Annotated in this window: 15 protein-coding genes and 1 other RNA gene; 11 read left to right on the top strand and 5 right to left on the bottom strand. The window is 58.6% G+C overall.

Annotated elements, in window-relative coordinates; translation table 11 throughout:
* The first annotated feature begins 4 nt into the window (after positions 1 to 4).
* Positions 5 to 393, top strand: a transfer-messenger RNA (tmRNA) gene (ssrA, locus tag IPI80_RS09170).
* Positions 394 to 498: 105 nt separating this feature from the next.
* Here the strand turns inward: ssrA and cadR are convergent.
* Positions 499 to 948, bottom strand: coding sequence for a Cd(II)/Pb(II)-responsive transcriptional regulator (cadR, locus tag IPI80_RS09165; RefSeq protein WP_413859310.1), 450 nt, complete (start codon positions 946 to 948; stop codon positions 499 to 501).
* Between the two features lie 123 nt (positions 949 to 1,071).
* On the opposite strand from cadR, the gene IPI80_RS09160 reads away from it, so the two are divergent.
* Positions 1,072 to 3,342 (top strand): heavy metal translocating P-type ATPase, encoded by a 2,271-nt coding sequence (locus IPI80_RS09160; RefSeq protein WP_413859308.1) that lies wholly within the window; start codon positions 1,072 to 1,074, stop codon positions 3,340 to 3,342.
* Between the two features lie 50 nt (positions 3,343 to 3,392).
* Here IPI80_RS09160 and IPI80_RS09155 read toward each other — a convergent pair whose 3' ends face one another.
* Complete coding sequence (locus IPI80_RS09155; protein ID WP_413859305.1) at positions 3,393 to 5,942, bottom strand: YbcC family protein; 2,550 nt, start codon at positions 5,940 to 5,942, stop codon at positions 3,393 to 3,395.
* Positions 5,939 to 7,468 carry an NADH-quinone oxidoreductase subunit L gene (locus IPI80_RS09150; RefSeq protein ID WP_413859303.1) on the bottom strand — a complete coding sequence of 510 codons (1,530 nt, stop codon included), beginning with the start codon at positions 7,466 to 7,468 and terminating at the stop codon, positions 5,939 to 5,941. The genes IPI80_RS09155 and IPI80_RS09150 overlap by 4 nt, the downstream gene beginning before the upstream one ends.
* A gap of 97 nt (positions 7,469 to 7,565) precedes the next feature.
* Here IPI80_RS09150 and IPI80_RS09145 point away from each other — a divergent pair, with 97 nt between their 5' ends.
* Together IPI80_RS09145 and IPI80_RS09140 are read left to right on the top strand one after the other, a co-directional pair.
* Entirely contained in the window at positions 7,566 to 8,519 is a 954-nt protein-coding gene (locus IPI80_RS09145) for a LysR family transcriptional regulator (RefSeq protein ID WP_413859729.1), read from the top strand.
* Between the two features lie 183 nt (positions 8,520 to 8,702).
* Complete coding sequence (locus IPI80_RS09140; RefSeq protein ID WP_413859727.1) at positions 8,703 to 9,356, top strand: VTT domain-containing protein; 654 nt, start codon at positions 8,703 to 8,705, stop codon at positions 9,354 to 9,356.
* Here the strand turns inward: IPI80_RS09140 and IPI80_RS09135 are convergent.
* Positions 9,346 to 10,770 (bottom strand): N-acetylmuramoyl-L-alanine amidase, encoded by a 1,425-nt coding sequence (locus IPI80_RS09135; protein WP_413859301.1) that lies wholly within the window; start codon positions 10,768 to 10,770, stop codon positions 9,346 to 9,348. The genes IPI80_RS09140 and IPI80_RS09135 overlap by 11 nt on opposite strands.
* Positions 10,771 to 10,772: 2 nt before the next feature.
* Positions 10,773 to 11,273: a tRNA (adenosine(37)-N6)-threonylcarbamoyltransferase complex ATPase subunit type 1 TsaE gene (tsaE, locus tag IPI80_RS09130; RefSeq protein WP_413859299.1), complete on the bottom strand. Its 501-nt coding sequence runs from the start codon at positions 11,271 to 11,273 to the stop codon at positions 10,773 to 10,775.
* On the opposite strand from tsaE, the gene queG reads away from it, so the two are divergent.
* From queG to IPI80_RS09095, 7 genes are all read left to right on the top strand, one after another.
* A complete protein-coding gene (queG, locus tag IPI80_RS09125) occupies positions 11,253 to 12,335 on the top strand; it encodes a tRNA epoxyqueuosine(34) reductase QueG (RefSeq protein WP_413859297.1) in 1,083 nt (360 codons plus the stop codon). The genes tsaE and queG overlap by 21 nt on opposite strands.
* Positions 12,336 to 12,800: 465 nt before the next feature.
* Positions 12,801 to 12,929 carry a hypothetical protein gene (locus tag IPI80_RS09120; RefSeq protein ID WP_413859295.1) on the top strand — a complete coding sequence of 43 codons (129 nt, stop codon included), beginning with the start codon at positions 12,801 to 12,803 and terminating at the stop codon, positions 12,927 to 12,929.
* Between the two features lie 22 nt (positions 12,930 to 12,951).
* A complete protein-coding gene (locus IPI80_RS09115; RefSeq protein ID WP_413859293.1) occupies positions 12,952 to 13,230 on the top strand; it encodes a hypothetical protein in 279 nt (92 codons plus the stop codon).
* 84 nt (positions 13,231 to 13,314) lie between these two features.
* Complete coding sequence (locus IPI80_RS09110; RefSeq protein WP_413859291.1) at positions 13,315 to 13,671, top strand: hypothetical protein; 357 nt, start codon at positions 13,315 to 13,317, stop codon at positions 13,669 to 13,671.
* Positions 13,672 to 14,047: 376 nt separating this feature from the next.
* Positions 14,048 to 14,170, top strand: coding sequence for a hypothetical protein (locus IPI80_RS09105; protein ID WP_413859289.1), 123 nt, complete (start codon positions 14,048 to 14,050; stop codon positions 14,168 to 14,170).
* A gap of 195 nt (positions 14,171 to 14,365) precedes the next feature.
* Positions 14,366 to 14,806 carry a transposase gene (locus IPI80_RS09100; protein ID WP_413859287.1) on the top strand — a complete coding sequence of 147 codons (441 nt, stop codon included), beginning with the start codon at positions 14,366 to 14,368 and terminating at the stop codon, positions 14,804 to 14,806.
* A gap of 389 nt (positions 14,807 to 15,195) precedes the next feature.
* Entirely contained in the window at positions 15,196 to 15,591 is a 396-nt protein-coding gene (locus tag IPI80_RS09095) for a hypothetical protein (protein ID WP_413859285.1), read from the top strand.
* Positions 15,592 to 15,657: the final 66 nt, after the last annotated feature.

Here is a 15,657-nt window from a genome sequence, read left to right as displayed (position 1 = left end):
TTCTGGGGCTGCACTGGTTTCGACGTGGGTTCGGACGCGCAGCAGGGCATGTCGAGGTTCTGTCACCTCGTAAAACAGCAGAAAAAAACTAACTGCAAACGACGAACGTTTCGCACTCGCCGCTTAATTGCGCGTGAGCCTCACAACAGCAAGCCGATAGGCTGGGCAAGGGTGGTCAGATCGCAAGGTCAGTCCGTCCAGGCTGTGGGGTAATTTCATTCGGCTGGGTCTGCCTTGGGTAACTTAGGGTGGATCAAGAAAATAGGTTGCTGGCGTCTTGCATAGCGTGCCACTGCGCGATGCAAGGAGCGAGATCCAAATCAGACGGCTACACATGTAGAACTGCTCGAAAAAGGCTTGCGGACGGGGGTTCAAATCCCCCCAGCTCCACCATACCCCTGTTTAAAGGCCGCTAAGGATAACCACTTAGCGGCCTTTTTCTTTGAAAAATCAATGACTTACGCGGTAGTGAGCATTAAGGAGTCTGGGCATTTGGAGTCAGTTATGCGCTCCATGCACATGCCCTGCGCGGCTTCGTGACGGCGTCGCATGGCGTGAGACTTCAGTCAGTTCGTTGAGGATTCCACAATGCTCGGCGTCCTGTGCTCGCTTGCAAGCCAAGCGCAGACCTTTGAGCTGTGTTTCCAGTGAGCGCAATTCATTGATGCGCTCGGCCACATGGCCAATGTGCGCATCGAGCAACTCGTTGACCTCGCCGCAGTTCTCAGTCGGCGCGTCCTTGAACTTCAAAAGCACCCGAATTTCATCGAGTGTCATATCCAGCCCCCGACAATGGCGGATGAAGGACAGCCGCTCGGCATGGGTATCGCCATACACCCGGTAGTTGGATTCGCTGCGCGCAGGCTCGGGAAGCAAACCTTGTCGTTCGTAATACCGAATGGTTTCTATCTGCGTGTTCGCCTTTGCTGCCAATTCGCCAATCTTCATGAAATCTCCTTGTGATCTCGATTTGTATACGCGACAGCATGCCCACAAAAAGGCTTGACTCTGTAGCAACTATAGGGTTTTTAATCACTGTAACGCATTGCGAAACAAATTTGAGGCCTGTTCATGGAATCCGACAACACCCCACCAACAAAAGACTCCAACCTTTGCTGTGGTCACAATCATGCGCACATTCAACCAGTCGAGCAAACTCCAACGGAGCCGGCGAAGTCTGGCGTTGCGCTCTTTCGCATTCCGACGATGGACTGCGCCGCAGAGGAAGCGGAAATTCGACATGCCCTTGCCAAGCTTCCTGGACTGCGCAGCCTGAGTTTCCAACTTGGCGCGCGCACGATTGCTATCGATGCGCCCAGCGAGTCCCTGCCCGAAGCATTGGCAGCTATTCGCAAGGCGGGATTTAAGCCAACACCTTTGACTAACGAAGGCGCAGGGCTCCAAGACGACCATGGCCATGGTCACCACGAACATGCCAATACTCATTTTCACAGCGAATCGGCTTGGATGCCGCAAGGCGCACTGCGTTACGCCTTGGCGTTGGTGCTTGCGTTCTCAGCAGAATCGATCGCATTCTTTGCTCCAGCAACTTTGACCACAAGCCTTGCGGGTATGGCTGTGGCGGCAATGGCGATTGCCTTGTCTGGCCTCTCTACCTATGTAAAAGGCATCGCTGCGTTGCGTAATGCCCGCCTCAACATCAATGCTTTGATGACGGTTGCTGTAACAGGGGCATTTCTCATCGGTCAGTGGCCAGAGGCCGCCATGGTCATGGCCCTCTATGCCATCGCGGAGTTGATCGAAGCACGTTCCGTCGATAAAGCCCGAAACGCCATAAAGGGTTTGCTCGATCTCACACCCGAAGAGGCCCAGACGCGCAACGCGGACGGCACATGGGCCAGAACGCATGTCAAAAATATCGCCATGGGTGCAATCGTTCGCGTCAAGCCTGGTGAGCGTGTTCCGCTGGATGCCGTAATCGTCGTGGGTGAAACGGCCGTGGATCAATCATCGGTAACCGGTGAAAGCATTCCGGTGGACAAGAGTATTGGTGACCCCGTTTTTGCGGGAACCATCAATCGTACGTCCAGCTTCGAGGCCGAAGTGACGGCGATTGCGGGCGACACGATGCTTGCGCGAATCATCCATGCCGTGGAGCAAGCACAAGGCTCACGCGCTCCGACCCAGCAATTCGTTGATGCGTTTGCCGCCATCTACACCCCTGCAGTTTTCGTTCTCGCATTGGCGGTGGCGGCGCTAGGCCCGTGGCTGCAGGATTGGACGTTTGTGCAGGCTATCTATAAGGCCCTTGTCCTGTTGGTGATTGCTTGTCCCTGTGCCTTGGTGATTTCGACTCCGGTTACCGTGGTGAGTGGCTTGGCCACCGCTGCGCGCAGGGGCATCCTCATCAAAGGTGGGGTCCACTTGGAGAATGCACGCAAGATCAAAGCGATCGCGTTGGACAAGACCGGCACCATTACGTCAGGTAAACCCAAGCTCGTAGCCACTGAGATACTGGACACTGCGCATCCTGAACAGCAAGTTTTCCATTGGGCCGCCGATATGGCTGCGCATTCGGATCATCCCGTATCGCAAGCCATTGCTCTCGGGCTCGATGGTTACCAGTGCGATGGTGATCTGGATAGTTTCACCGCACTGCCAGGCCGCGGCATCCAGGCGCAGGCCCATGGCACCGCACTCGTCCTGGGCAACCATCGGCTCATTGAAGAGATGGGTATCTGTAGCCCGGAGATCGAAGCGCGACTGGCTGTGTACGAGCATGAAGGCCGGACTATCACCATGCTTGCCAGCCCCGAGAAGGTCATTGCCCTGTTTGCGGTGGCCGACACTATCAAGGATTCCTCTCGCGAAGCCGTCGCCGATCTGAATGCTCTGGGCGTTTCAGTCTCCATGCTAACCGGCGACAACGCAGCCACCGCAAAAGCCATTGGAACCCAGGCAGGCATCGCCGATGCGCGCGGAGATATGTTGCCCGATGACAAGCTTGCCGCCATAGAAGCGTTGCGAACAAGCCATGGCTGCGTCGCCATGGTGGGCGACGGTATCAATGACGCTCCTGCGCTGGCGCGTGCTGATATTGGTTTCGCGATGGGTGGAGCCGGTACAGACATCGCGATGGAAGCCGCAGACATTGTCATCATGAACGATGATTTGCGCCGCATCCCTGAAACTATCCGTCTTTCGCGCAAGACCCACTCGGTTTTGACGCAAAACATCGTGATTGCGCTGGCGGTCAAGGCAGCGTTTCTCGGGATGGCCATTTTTGGCGAGGCCAGCATGTGGATGGCTGTTTTTGCCGACATGGGCGCAAGTTTGATTGTTGTATTTAACGGCTTGCGATTGATGCGGCCTGGCAACTAAACGTGTGCGAGTTAATGTTGACCTGACCAACGGCCACCTGGCCCATTTTGCTACCCCATTCCCACCGGTTCCCAGCGGCCATTGTCGTAGCGCGTCAACCGTGCTGCATCAAATCGCCACAGGTGCATCCAGCCGTTGTCGATTAGTTGACGCACCACTGCGTGTTGTTGAATGACGCGCTCAATCGCCTGGCTGGGTGCGTCGATGATCACGGTAAAACGCAGCGGTTCATGCACCCAACGTCCGCCATCATGCAAGGACTGTTTGGACAAACCGATGCGCAGGTCGCCCCCATTGCCTTCGAATACGCCGATGTGGCCACCCACTACGTTATGCAAAACCTTGTTGCCGCTGCCCAGATGCACCGGGTCACAGCTTGACGCGTGGTATTGCCAATTGATCCAGTGCGTGACCAGCATCGGTGCGGTCATCAGCAATTCGAGCACGCTGCCATCAACGTCCTGATCGGCGTCGTAGTCATGTAGAAAACTGCGCCCGTCCAGCACCACGCCGTGGCTGCGGTGTCGGGGCGCGATGATGAAGGCGGCATTGCCTGCCAGCCCCCACTCAGGTCGGGTCTGCGCACCATCGTTCGCGCGGCGACGCAACTGGGTAAGCAGGTCATCCTGTACTGCGCGTGGGTTAAGTCCCAAGCTGGGAGCACGCTCGCGGCGAACCTGATCGCCGGCACGGGTAAAGGCCGTTTCCACCTGCTCCCAACGCACGCGTGCATCAGGGGTCAACAGATCAAGATCAAATCCTTCGATTTCATCCGTTGTGGTGTTGTGCAAGGCAGCGACGAACGCCGTTTTGGCTGGAATGTTGACGCCACTGGACAGTAAACCGTGGCGCACGGCGGGTTCATTGAGCAATTGCGCCAGCGCGCGCGCGTTGACTTCGCCGGTTTGGCCACAGCAGGCACCGCAATCGAGTGCAGCGGCCTGCGCATTGTTGTTGCTCTGACTGCCATGCCCCACCAGCAATACCAGTGGCGCAAGCTGCCTATCCAGACCCATGGCGTGTAGTACGCGTACGGCCAAAGCAACTTTTGCATCGATATCCATTCCAGTCAGGCCCGGACGACACATTGGCCGGTAGCGAGGCGGCAGGCCAGCCAAATCATCGGACATGCGCGCACGCGTTGTGGGTTTTAACCAGTGGGCAAGCTTGCTGACATATCCCACACCAGCGGCTTCGACAAAGGAGAAGGCTGAAGTAGGCCACCGACTGGCAGAACGCCATTGCTCTGTCCAGGCAAATCGCCGCTGCCGGGCATGACGGGCAGCATTGTTCAACTCGGTTTGATTGGTACCACTATCGGTGCCAGCGATACGTATGTTGTCTGTTACCTCAATCGTTGGTGCCAGCAGACCTGGCAATTGAGGGCGCCGAGCTGTAGTGGCCAGCGGTGTGTAAGCCACCGGTAGACCGAAGAATCCGGCAAAGCCGATGGTCTGAATGGCCGGCCAAACCGCTTCGAGTGCGCGGCGCAATGGCTCACTGCGCACATCAATGCAAAAGGCCGCCTGTACTTCGACAGCCTGCGCTGCGCTGACAACCGACCCGGCACCGGGTGCGATTGTGAGCTTACCTGCCAATTGGCGCTGATAGCCTGCTTCGAGCGCGACTTGCCAGACCTCATCAACGACCAGCATCTCTTGCACTTGCGTCAGTCGCTCAGCCGCGTGACGCCAATGCGCCTGCAAGGCGTTGAATGCTGTTCGGGTGACTGATTCATCCTTGCATTCCAGCAAAATTGCGCCCCAGGCAAGGCGAATAGCCAACAAGTCGCGCAAGTGCGGGTCGGTACGCCCTTCTTGCCCTGCCTGCCAGCCAAGGTAGGCACACCAGGATGCCCAACCATTCACTGTCAGCAGTACGGCTTCCAAATAATCTGCCCACGCTGGTTCGGGTAGTCCCAAGCGCTGCAACGCCCAGCGCTCGGCATCTTGCCGGGTAGCTGGCAATGCATTGAGCCACTTGCCCAGATCTGGCACACCCATCAGTACGCCGATCCCATGGTCGTGCGTCAAGGTGTCACGCCAGAACGCATACAAGCCCGCACCCCGTGCCGGCTGCCAATCGGCCTGGTTTTCATCGAAGTATGACGCGCAGGTTTGACTCACTTGATGGGTGATTGCCTGCCGCCACGAAAGTCGGGTGTGCCGCGCAAGATCGTTATCCAGTACATCAATCAGAAGCGGCAGGCGCGAAACGTTCGCTGTGGTCGATAACGCGTCGATGCATTGCGCTGCGCTCAGCGCTTGCGCCTGAGCAGCGGGCAGTACGCTCAATGCGTAGTGCAAGTCCTGCGGTTTGATACGTCCTTCGCGCCAGGCTTGCTGCACATAGCTTCGGGAGGGGAAAACACGAATATCACCCAGAACGGCCATGCGGGCTGCTACCTCGCGCACTGGGCGACCAATCCGACACCAATGTGGATTTACCGCTATCGCGCGATCCAGTGGCCACGCGGGGGCGATTGACTGACAGGCTTGCTCGCAGGCGGCTTCAATTTCTTCGAGCGGCGGTGCTTTGACCACAGCCGTCTCGGCGTTGGGAAATTCAAAGCACGTTAGCGTTTCTAAGCTGGTATTCATGGGGTTTTCCTTTGGGGGCCGGGAGTAACCGTCCAGCGTGTTGGCCAGAGTGCCAATGCCAGACGGGTGACAAGCTCATCGATATAAAAGCCTGCATAACTCCAGCGGCGCAAACCGGTTAAGGCATACGGTCGCATTTGCAAAGTAATCAGGCACAGGTATAGGGTGGCCATGCCCAGCAAGGCAAAAAGGCCGGCAGGTTGATTTGGGCTGTCGCGTAACCCCAGCGGCAGTGTGTGCGCCACCACTGTGGCCCCCGTTAGGGCTGCAACGATGCTCAATCCAGCGAGCGTGTGCGACCATCCCGCATTACCGTCGGCACCGCGCAACGCCGGAATCCAGAGCAAGGGCGCCCAAGCCAAAGCCAGTACACCGCTCCACCACCAAGGCCAGACCGCTGCCGTGGTTAGGATTTGAACCAGTATTAAGACCAACAGTGCTGCCAACGGGGCGGCAATCAGGCTGAACGCAGAAGGCACTGCGGTGGTGCGCATTCTTTGCAGCTTGCTGACTTGTACGGCCGAAGATGCTGCAAGGAAAGCGTGCGCCTTGTAGAGCGAATGTCCGATCAGATGCAGCGCGGCCAAGGTGTAGAGGCCCAGGCCGCATTCAAGCAGCATGAAGCCCATTTGTGCCACGGTGGACCATGCCAGGCGAACCTTGATGCTGATGCGGGTGAGCATCACCAAGCCTGCAAACATGGCGGTACCCAGTCCGAATGCAATCAGTAGCCAGCGTGCCAGGATTGCAGTTTCCAGTAGTGGGGCGAACCGGATGAGCACAAAGCCGCCGAGGTTGACCACACCGGCATGCAGTAGCGCAGATACCGGCGTGGGTGCCTCCATCACCTGGATCAGCCAGCCATGCACTGGCAGCAGAGCGGTGCGCAAAATTACCGCAAAGACCACGCACACGGCACTCAGCTGCAACGCCACGGAAGCGCCATGACGTTCCAGGTGTTGCCAAAGAACAGAAAGCGAGCCGCTACCGACTTCATGCCACGCCAATGCGGCAGCCATCAGGAGCAAGATGTTTGCCAAACGATCAGCAACACGCTTCTTGTGTGCGGCCAGCAACGCAAATGGGCGATCTGGGTAGAAGCAGAGCAATGGCCGCAGAGCCGCGCCAACCAAGGCCCAAGCGGCAATCAAGACCAACCAGTGGTTAGCCAAAAGGAGCAGGTGCACAGCAGCCAGTACCCCCGCCAGCGCAGAGATATAGCGGGATTGACCGGGCTCACCCTGTAAATAGCGCGATGAGAAAGCGCTGATGGTGGTGCCCAAGAGTTGCACCAGTACCGCAAGCCAAGTGCCCAACAAACTTGCATCTGGTGCGGACGTGTTTGATGCTAACTGCCAAAGTAGTGAAGCCAGCGCACACAGCAACGCAGCTGCCGACAGCCAGCCAAACCGCTTCCAAAGCTGGGGCTCGCGCGTTTGCTCAACCTTGGCCGCGAGCACGGCTGTTGCCATTAGAGCAGCTGGTGCCAGCGCGCAAAGTGAAAAAAATAAGCCCAATCGATCCATGCCGCGCACTCCCTAAATGAATGGGTGCAATGGTGCTTGGCTCAGATCATTCTGTAAAATACATTGATTAGATCGATTTAATAGTTTTAACAGAATGATAAATCTCGAACAGCTGAACTTTCACCACCTGTTTTACTTTTGGCGTGTCGCCAAGATCGGGCACCTTACCCGTGCCGCGCAGGAGGTTCACACGTCGCAGTCTGCGCTGTCCGCTCAGATCAAGCAGCTTGAAGAGCGACTGGGCGAGCCACTGTTTGAACGCGAAGGTAAACGCCTTGTACTCACCGCTACAGGCAGACTGGCGTTTTCGTATGCGGAAGACATTTTTGGTTTGGGACAGGAAATGCTGGGGAGGCTACAAGGCCGCAGCGAGGGAATGATCCGATTGCGGGTTGGCAGCGTTTCCACCTTGTCCAGGAACTATCAGGAAAACTGGATTCGGCCTCTGTTGGTGGATCAATCCGTTGTTTTGACCCTGGAGTCAGGCTTGTTGGAGGGGCTGCTGGAACGGCTGCTGCAGCACCAACTCGACGTGGTGCTGGCCAACGAAACCGTACCGGCTGAATCGAGTCGCCCCTTGCATTGCCGCTTTTTGGGTAGCCAGGCAATCGCATTGGTTGGCCCTGCAGGCGCATGGAAGGATCGCACACTGCGTATTCCAGAAGATCTGGACGGTGTCGAGATCGCTTTGCCAGGGCCACGGCATGCACTGCGAGCCCAGTTCGATGCTTTGTGCATTACGGCCGGTGTGAAGCCGCGACTGCGCGCTGAAGTAGATGACATGGCCATGCTGCGTCTGATCGCGCGGGACAGTGGTTGGCTCACGGTTCTGCCCGAGGTGGTTGTACAAGACGAGTTGCGTTCAGGCAGCCTATTGAAGGTGGGCCAATTGACGGAAATGCAGGAAAATTTTTATGCGATCACAACGCCCAACCGCCATCGCATCGAGCGGCTTGAAGCCCTTTTGGCTGGCGCATCACTTTCTCCGGCACAAGCAACCCACGGGGCACTCAATGGGGAAAGCGGCGATCTGAAAAAGACAAGTTCCTAAATGCCGGGGCAAATAACTTAAACTTGCCGCCACTATTGGAAGCGTGGATTTGAACCCAGGTCCGCACACCACCCTTTCCGGTGCAAAAGGCCTTCAAGGAGAAGTACTTGGAGGCCTTTTTGCATTGTTGTTTTAATTGATACCCCTTAACCGGCGCCACGCATGGGCGCTGTAGTTCTACCCATGGAATTTGTCACCTTTCTGATTGATTTTGTCCTGCACGTAGACAAATACCTGGAAGCCTTTGTGCAGACCTACGGCCTTTGGGTTTACGGCCTGCTGTTTTTGGTGATTTTTGTGGAAACCGGCGTCGTGGTCATGCCATTCCTGCCGGGTGATTCCCTGCTTTTTGTGGTGGGCGCTATGTGTGGCGTGGGGTTGATGAGCTATCCCCTGTCGGTGGGGCTTTTGCTGGCAGCCGCCATTTTGGGCAACCAGTCCAACTACGCCATTGGCCGGCGTATCGGGCCGCGTGTGTTCCAGTGGGACAACTCTCGCTTCTTCAACAAGAACGCTTTTGACCAGGCCCATGCGTTCTATGAGCGCTACGGTGGCATCACGATTGTGGCGGCGCGTTTTATGCCGTTCTTGCGCACGTTTGCGCCCTTTGTGGCCGGCGTGGCCCAGATGACGCGCGCACGCTTTGCGTTGTACGACGTGTTGGGCGGCACGTTGTGGGTGGGTGGGATCATCACGGTTGGGTACTTTTTCGGCAACTTCCCCTGGGTCAAGCTGCATCTGGACAAAATCATCTGGGCCATGATCCTGGTCCCTGGACTGGTCATTCTGTGGGGCGCCTGGCGTAGTCGTTCACGCGGCGCAGGGACTAACTCCTGATCCGGTTGCGCGCCAGCGGCGGGTTTTTGGAGAAGTAGCGCTCAATCCCGCGCATCAGCGCATCGGCCAGCTGGTTCAAAAACTCTGCACTATTGAGTTTGGCCTCTTCCCGTGGGTTGCTGATAAAGGCGGCCTCAACCAGCACGCTGGGAATATCGGGGGCCTTGAGCACCGCAAAGGCGGCCTGTTCCACTTTGGCCTTGTGCAGCTTGCCCACGCGGCCGATTTCGCCCAGCAGGGAGCCGCCGAGCTTCAGGCTGTCGTTGATCTGGGCGGTGGTGCTCATGTCCAACAGGGCGCGTTGCACGGTGGCGTCTTTGGTCTGGACGTTGAGCCCGCCAATCAGGTCGGCCTTGTTCTCCTTGGCGGCCATCCAGCGCGCTGCGCTACTCGATGCCCCGCCCTGGCTCAACGCAAACACGCTGGCGCCTTGCGGGTCGGGGGTAAAAAAAGCGTCGGCGTGCAGGCTCACAAACAAGTCGGCCTGAACCCGGCGCGCCTTTTGTACCCGCACCTGCAGTGGCACAAAAAAATCGGCGTCGCGTGTCAGGTAGGCACGCATGGTGTTGCCGTTAACGCTGGTGGCATTGATGCGCTCGCGCATCAGGTGGGCCAGGCGCAGCACCACGTCTTTCTCGCGCGTGCCACCCGGGCCAACCGCACCGGGGTCTTCACCGCCATGGCCAGGGTCCAGGGCGATGATGATCAGGCGGTCGGTTGCGGCAGGTGGCGGTACATCGGTTTTGCCAGAAAGCTTAGTGCCATTCTGGCCACTAGCCCTCGTCGAATCTACGTAAGACGCTCCTGATTTCGTAGCGTTAATGGAGTTGGATGCAACCGCAACCGAGGCCGATTTTTGACTGTGCTGAACGATCAGTTCGCCCAGCGGATCAGCGCTTGCCGTAGTGGGCTGGGGCCCACTGGCAGCTTGCGGCGCAGGAGTCGGAGTTGCCGGGCTGCCCGGAAAGCGCTCCGCAATCAGCGCTTCCAGAGGGTCGATTTGGTTCACCGGATACAGGTCCATCACCAACCGGTTCTGGTAGGCAGCCACTGGCGCAAGTGAAAACACCTGGGGCCGGATGGGCAGCTTCAGGTCCACCACCAGCCGCACCACCGTGGGGGAGAACTGGCCGACCCGGATGCCGGCAATGTTGGGGTCGTCGGCCCGCAACTTGGCCACCAGCTCTTTGAGCGCTGGATTAAGGGTGATGCCCTCCAGGTCCACAGCCAAGCGCGGCGGACTGGGCACAAAGATGGGTTTGGCGACCAGCGCGCCGTCCGATTCAATCGTGATGCGGGTGTATTCGGGTGCCGGCCAGATACGCACCGTAAGAATGGTTGCGCCCCGGGCCAGCTCCGCCAGTCCCAGCGTCAGGACCACGCTGCCGGTTTGCAAGAGGGTGCGGCGTTTCAAGGCTAGTGTTCCTGCCGGTTGATGGCTTGCAGCAGTACCGCGCCAGTGGGTGTATTCGCGCGCAGGGTGACTTGGCGGGCTGTTTCGCCCAAGGTGTGCAGTGTCAAGTCAATGTCGGCCATGGGCAGAAAGGTAGCAGCTTTTTCGGGCCACTCTGCCAACTTGAGTCCGGGGCTGGCAAAGATGTCACGAAAACCCGCGTCTTCCCACTCGCGCGGGTCGGCAAAGCGGTAAAAGTCAAAATGCCACACATTCAGCGCCGGCAGTTCATACGGCTCCACTACTGCATAGGTAGGGCTTTTGATGCGACCTTGCACGCCCAATGCCTGCAACAGATGGCGCACCAGCGTGGTCTTGCCCGCGCCCAGGTCGCCGTGCAGGGCAATGAAGGCATTGGCCAACGCAGGCTGTGCCGCCAGCGCCACGGCGTATGCGTGAGTAGCCGCCTCGTCGCGCCAGCGCAAGGTTTTTACAATAGGGTCGTGACAATCAACAGCACTCAATTCGATGGCAACCAATGGGTTTCTCAAGTTCAGGCCTGGGCCCTGGAACTTGGATTCTCCCAAATTGGCGTGGCCAGTGTGGATTTATCGTCAGCAGAGGCCGGATTGCTGGCCTGGCTGGAGCAGGGCTTCCATGGCGACATGGCCTATATGGCCAACCATGGCCTCAAGCGCGCACGCCCGGCCGAGCTGGTGCCCGGCACCCTGAGCGTGATCACGGTCCGCATGAATTACCTGCCGCGTGACACGCCCGATGGCTGGCAGACGGTGGAGTGGGTGCGCCTGGACCACCCCACCGAAGGTATTGTCTCGGTCTACGCACGGGGGCGCGACTACCACAAGGTTTTGCGCAGCCGCCTGCAAAAATTGAGCGACCGCATTGCACAGGCCATAGGCCCGTTTGGCCACCGCGTGTTCACCGATTCCGCACCCGTGCTGGAAGCCGAACTGGCCGCACGCAGCGGGCAGGGCTGGCGCGGCAAGCACACGCTGCTGCTCAACCGCGACGCCGGTTCGCTGTTTTTTTTGGGTGAGATTTATGTGGATGTGCCCTTGCCGGTAAGCGAACCGGTGCAAGAGCACTGTGGCACCTGCAATGCCTGCATCGAAGTGTGCCCCACGCAGGCCATCGTGGCACCGCACCGGCTGGATGCGCGGCGCTGCATTTCTTACCTGACCATTGAACATGCTGGCGCCATTCCGTTGGAGCTGCGTGCGCCGATAGGCAACCGCATCTACGGCTGTGACGATTGCCAATTGGTCTGCCCCTGGAACAAGTTTGCCCAGCGCAGCCCCTTGCCCGACTTTGATCCGCGCGAGGGTTTGAGTGGCCAGCAGTTGGTAGCGCTGTTTGAGTGGACCGAGGCTGAGTTTTTGCAGCGCACCGAAGGCAGTCCTATTCGGCGTATCGGTCACGAGCGCTGGCAGCGCAACATTGCGGTGGCACTGGGAAATGCATTGCGTGCTGGTGCCGATGTGGGGCCGTTTTTGCAGCGGCATGTGCAGCATCCCAGTGGGTTGGTGCGGGAGCATGTGCTGTGGGCGTTGGCGCAGGGGCGATGAGATTCGGTGTCTTGCCTTGGCTGTGATATGTCAGTTGCTTCGATGTGTGGCAGAGCAGAAATGGCCTGGTCAGCAATGTGTAATTCAGGGCAGGAGCCGGCACGGAGTCGACCCCATGCAGCTCTTTCATAGCAGGCATTGGCTTTGATTGGCCAGGATATGCGACAGGTTCATACAATGGTTGTCATGCAAAAGTACCCAGCAATGTTGCCAAGAATTGATCGTTCATACTGGTTAGCCGGTTGCCCGTGGTACCGTCAAAACCAGCCCGCCAGTTTATTTCGTCGTCTAGCTTGGGAATGTCAAGATAGGCGCTCGGCTATATTAAGTTGAACTAAACCGCTACGCGGTGGCTAGTGCACGGTGCGCCGCCACTGCATTTGTGTTTCGGGGCTACTTGCATAGACGGGCCTTGAGGTAAAGCCTTGGAGTTGGGGAATGTTCCCCGGCTTTGAGGAGAACCGCATGACACCCTTACGTCAACGCATGCTCGACGCCATGACCGTGCGCGGCCGGCTGAACGGACCAAGGAGTGCTACACCGATGCCGTCGCCCGAATGGCACGCCACTACCACCGCAGTCCCGACTTGTTGAGCCGCCTGAGATCGAGGCCTACATGCTGCACCTGGTCAAAGACCGCAAGCTCTCCTACAGCAGCGTCAACCACGCCGCCAGCGCCAGCCGCTTCTTGTTTGAGACCGTGCTGGGGCGCGCCAGCCATCGTCCACCTGCGCCCGCCCATGGCCCGTGTGCCACAGAAGCAGCCGAGTTGCTCGCGCGCCAAGAGGTCACGCACCTGTTTGCCTGCTGCTCGCATCCGGTTTACCGAACCGTGTTGCAAACCATCTATGCGGCCGGTCTGCGTATCTCCGAAGCCTGCGCTGCGCGTGGATGACATCGACAGCGCCAGATCGCATGTGCGTGCGGGTTACGGCCGGCAAAGCGGTGCCGACCGCTACAGCATCCTCAGTCAAGCCTGTTGGCGTTGCTGCGCCAATACAGCCCCTGCTCCGCAGCACCAGGTCGCTGGCTGTTTGCCAACGCCAATGGCACGACGTGCGTCAACATCGAAGCCGTGCAACGCGCCTACCAAGCGGCCCGACACTGCGCCGGCATCGTCAAGCATGGTGGCACCATACCCTGCGCCACTGCTTTGCCACCCACTTGCTCGAAGGTGGCGTGGACCTGTACACCATCAGCCGCTCTTGGGCCACGGCCAATCAGCACCACCAGCCGTTATCTGCACCTCATCAGCCCGCAGTTCAAACCACCCAAAGACGTGGACCCTGGACCTGCTGGCGGGCCTGCCCAAGACCTGAAACGATCACGGGGCTGAGCGCGTGGCCACCCTGGCCGATGTGCTGCGCCAGCATGGTGCGGCACATCTGGTAAAGCCACCCTGTCCACACCCCAGGCCAAGGCCTGGCGCGGCATCGTCGCGTGCAGGACGGCGGCACTGGGGGCCACAGCTGGCCTGTGAGACTTGTGGCCACAGCCACTGGCAATACCACTCCTGCCGCAATCGACACTGCCCAGTGCGGATCGCGTGCCAAGGACGCCTGGCTGCAGGGGCGTCAGCGGATGTGTTGAATGTGCCCACTTGGTGTTCACGCTGCCGCACAGCCTCAATGCCCTGTACCAGTACCACCCGCGCTGGGTCATCGACACCCTGTTTGCCAGCACCGCCCAAACACTGTCTGAGTTCGCGGCCAATGCGCGTTGGATGGGGGTTGGTGGTGGCACCCGGCCTTCAGCCTGTACTGCACTGGACCCAGGACTTGCGGTTGCACATCCATGTGCATGCGGTGATGGCCTGCGGTGCTGGTGCAAGATGATCAGGGTCAAGGCCGCTGGCACCGCCGATCCGAAAGCCCGACTTTCTGTTCCCGGTGCAGGCCCTGTCCAAGGTGTTTCGGGGCAAGTTTCTGGCAGCCTTGGGCCGGGCCCATCAAAACAGACATCGCCAATGATCCGCAGGGCGGTGCCAGGCCTGGGCACAACGCCAAAGAGATCTATACCGCCACGACTGGGTGGTGTGCCAAGACGCCGTTGGGTGGTCCAGCACAAACGCTGGAGTACCTCAGCCGCTACACACACCGCAGGCCATTGGCAACGAGCGCATCAAGGCGCTCACGCACAGTGAAGTGGTTTTTACCGTCAGAGCGGATGACCAAGGGGGTAAGCGCACAGAACATTTACCCGGCTGTGAATTCATACGGCGCTCTTGTCACGTCTTGCCCACGGTATCAAGCGGATTCGCCACTACGGAGTTCTGGCCAGTGCATGCAAGACGGACAAGCTCGCTCGCAAGGCTGGCACTACAGATGCCCGCACCAACCCGCTGGCCCAGAGTCGGCACAGGCGTTCATGGCGAGGGTGGCAGGATTGAGACTATGCAGTGTCCGTGCTGCAAGGCGGGCACACTCAGGTGGTGGCAACGCTGCCAGGGTACACGTGCCGACACCGGGTAGCGTGTGGCGGGCAACCAGGGGGCCACCGTGAGGTGCCCAGGGGATGCCAGGGATCAAAAATTCGCACCACGTCCAGTGGTGTCAGGCAGTGTTGCGCCGCACGCTGGCTGGCAACTGCGTGCAGAACAATACCCGAGCGATCCAGCAAAGAGCAGTGCCCAGCCCCGCAATGTAAAGGCAATCCGCGCACGGCGCAACGACACTGGGCTGGGTCATAATCTATTGACACAAGCGGGGATTGGTTCAAACCCCCTATTGCCCAGAACACACGCCACCGTCTCGCAGGCGGTTCAGTCCAACATGGTTTATCTGCCGCGAATGACGTCCTCGCTTTGTGCCAGCTTTGTGGCGCGGCGGATAAACGCTGATTGTTAGACGCGGAGGAAGCCATGCGCGATCTTTCACAAGCAATCACCTACTTCAGCATCGTCTTCGCCGCAGGCTTCGCACTGGCGTTCATTCGCATACCGTTTCTCGTGCCTCACTACGGCGTCAGGACGGCCGAGCTCATGGAGATGCCCGTCATGCTTCTGGTGATTGGGCTTAGCTCTCGTTGGATTCAACAGCGCAATCCTCACCTTTCAAGCACGCACCTCCTGGCAATCGGTGGCAATGCGTTCTTGCTCATGATCGTGGCTGAGCTCGGCGTTGCGGTTGCTACGTCTGACCTTTCCCCAGCCAGCTACGTCTTAGCCAAGGATCCTGTGTCAGGAGCTGTTTACTTTTTGAACCTAGTGTTCTTCGCACTTGCGCCGTGGCTTTGGTCGCTCAGGAGCCGCGTCTAACTATTCGTATATGGACTCCCCCACAAGTTCAAGAAACTAATCGATAGTTTGGCTGTCTGGGAAGCG

It is taken from the genome of Candidatus Aalborgicola defluviihabitans, assembly GCF_016705985.1.
Classification (GTDB): Bacteria; Pseudomonadota; Gammaproteobacteria; order Burkholderiales; family Burkholderiaceae_C; genus Allorhodoferax; species Allorhodoferax defluviihabitans.
This window is presented reverse-complemented; position numbering and strand designations above follow the sequence as displayed.